Origin of the sequence: Mesorhizobium sp. M7A.F.Ca.US.010.02.1.1 (assembly GCF_004023085.1) — a bacterium.
GTDB lineage: Bacteria > Pseudomonadota > Alphaproteobacteria > Rhizobiales > Rhizobiaceae > Mesorhizobium.
On sequence record NZ_RZRV01000080.1, the window covers coordinates 1 to 2,419 of the forward strand.

The window sequence follows — 2,419 nt, forward strand, 5'->3', positions numbered from 1 at the left end:
ATTAAGACAACGGCTGGGAGACCTCATCCTCCCAAAAACACGGGGGCGATCATGCCCCCGTGTCGTCAAAAAGCTACCAGCCAAATATCCTGTCAGAACACTGAAGGTGCCTAAGTGAACTGCATTAGCCGCTGTGGAGGGCATTCTCGAGATCTTCGAGGGTTTCGAGTTGCCCGTCCTCGGCGAGGCGGTGTGCGTATCGTGGTCCGATCCCCGGGATAGACCGAAACAACGCCTCCGGTTCCATCTCACCGCGCAGCCGTTCCAGTTGGGACCAGCGCCCCGTTGCAACCATCTCGGCAATCGCGCCGGCTATGCCTGTTCCGATTGCCGGAAGCGCGACGAGGCCGTCGCGTCCTTCCTTTGCCAGGATTTCGCCAAGGGGCCGTTCCAGCCTGGAAACAACATCTGCCGCCTTCCTGTAAGCCCGTGCGCGGAAACCGTCGGCGCCCTGGCTGTCGAGGAGATCGGCAAAATCGCGGAATTTCCCTGCCACTCCGATGTTCTCGAGGGGTGGCTTCGTCGCCAATGTCGTCATTGGCTTGACGCTTGGGTTTGGCATCGCGGTCTGAAGCGGCTCCGGCACGGTTCCCCCCAGCACAGGGGTTGAAGATTGTCGATTGGTCCTTCTAGTCCATTCGTCGCCGCGCATCCTTGACACGCATCAATCCATCAGTGTTTGAAACTGGATAGAAGAGAACATGCGCTTCTTCGCACTCAAAGGCTCGGAACAACTCGGCGCGGCCGCGGCGCGAGCGCTTTCGATCGAACTCGATCCGCATGAAGAACGAGATTTCGAGGACGGGGAGCATAAGGCGCGCCCGCTGGTCAGCGTGCGTGGCAAGGACGTCTATGTGCTGCACAGCCTCGCCGGAAGTGGCGGCGCGTCTGCCAACGACAGGCTGTGCAAACTCCTGTTCTTCCTGGCAACGTGCAAGGAGAACGGCGCCGCTCGGGTGACGGCGGTCGTTCCCTATCTCGCCTATGCGCGCAAGGACCGGCAGACCAAGGCGCGTGACCCCGTCACCACGCGCTATGTCGCACAACTTTTCGAGGCAATGGGCACCGACCGGATTGTCACGCTCGACGTCCATAATTTCGCGGCTTTCCAGAATGCCTTTCGGTGCGAGAGCATCCATCTCGATACGCGAAAGCTCTTTGCTCCGCTGATAGGCAAATTGGCCGGCGATCTTTCGATCACCATTTTTTCACCCGACAGCGGCGGCGTAAAGCGCGCGCAATTGCTCAAGGAAGCGCTGGAGGCGGAAACCGGGAAGCAAATCGGATTCGGCTTCATGGAAAAGCGCCGCAGCCGGAACGTGGTTTCGGGCGAACTGTTTGCTGGCGACGTGGCCGATAATGCCGTTTTTATTGTCGATGAGCTCATCAGCACGGGCGGCACCATGCTACGCGCAGCACTTGCCTGTCGTGAACGCGGCGCCCGGACCATTCATGCGATCGCCACGCACGGACTTTTGGCAAGGGTGCCGACGTGCTGTTCGGCAGCCAGGCGATTGACCGCACGATCGTCACTGACAGCGTGGACTTGGTGGCAGTCACCAAAGCCCGTTACCCGCAAGCGCCCTTGGACATTGTGCCGGTCGGCCGCCTGATCGGCAAGGCGATCAGGCGTCTCCACACACAGGGGTCGATTTCCGACCTGATCGGGATCGAAGACTGAAAATCTCGCGCTCCGCCTGCCTGATGTAGCGGATCGCCTGCGGGCGCCATTTTTCCGGATGACGGATCGGCGTCTCCAGGAGATGCGCGACGCCGAGACGGGCCCTCAGCAATGCCCGGAAACCGCCATAGAGCGCCAGCAACTCGGCATCGGGGCGATCCGGCAGCCGGTTTTCAAGAGCCTGGACCAGAAGCGGTCGGATCCATGGCGCCCCAGCATCTCGCATTCCAGGCCGAGATAGTTAATCTCGTCAAAGGATCGACGGTGCGCATCGACCGGTTGAACTCGAGACAGTCGATGATCTGGGGTGGCCGACAAAGACAGACGTGTTCGGGGCGCAGGTCGCCATGCCCTTCGACGATCGCGCCGCGAAGAATGCGCGCTTCGATCCGCGGCCTCAATCGCTGCAGCAGGCCGTCAACCATGTCGAGCGGGCCGGACGCTATGTCCGAAAACGCGAATTCAGGCCTGAGCAGGATGGCGCGGTTGATCCGCTGTTCTCCAATGAGGTGACGCAGATAGGCGCCGCCGTCGATTTCCGCCGGGTAGTGCGCATAAAAGTCCGCCAACATCTTGCCGACTTCGTTTATCTCGGTCGCCGCCAGCCGGCCGCTACCGATGCGCTCGTCCAGCATATCGCCTTGCGGCAGGCGCCTCATTTCGACCAGCCAGTCGACGACGCGGCCCCCGCCGCCAAGCGTGAAACGGCCCGATCCGTCACGCCGAAGAGGAAAGACC

General features: G+C 61.1%; 2 protein-coding genes and 1 pseudogene. 1 reads left to right on the top strand and 2 read right to left on the bottom strand.

The window, feature by feature from the left end:
- Positions 1-124 precede the first annotated feature (124 nt).
- On the bottom strand, positions 125-652 hold the full coding sequence (locus EOA19_RS34235; protein ID WP_245486457.1) for a helix-hairpin-helix domain-containing protein: 528 nt from the start codon (positions 650-652) through the stop codon (positions 125-127).
- 49 nt (positions 653-701) lie between these two features.
- Between EOA19_RS34235 and prs the strand changes: the two genes are divergently transcribed.
- Positions 702-1,613 (top strand): ribose-phosphate diphosphokinase, encoded by a 912-nt coding sequence (prs, locus tag EOA19_RS34240; protein WP_128306050.1) that lies wholly within the window; start codon positions 702-704, stop codon positions 1,611-1,613.
- A 241-nt stretch (positions 1,614-1,854) separates the two neighbouring features.
- Here the strand turns inward: prs and EOA19_RS34245 are convergent.
- Positions 1,855-2,419: pseudogene (locus EOA19_RS34245) on the bottom strand (hypothetical protein); the annotation flags it as partial.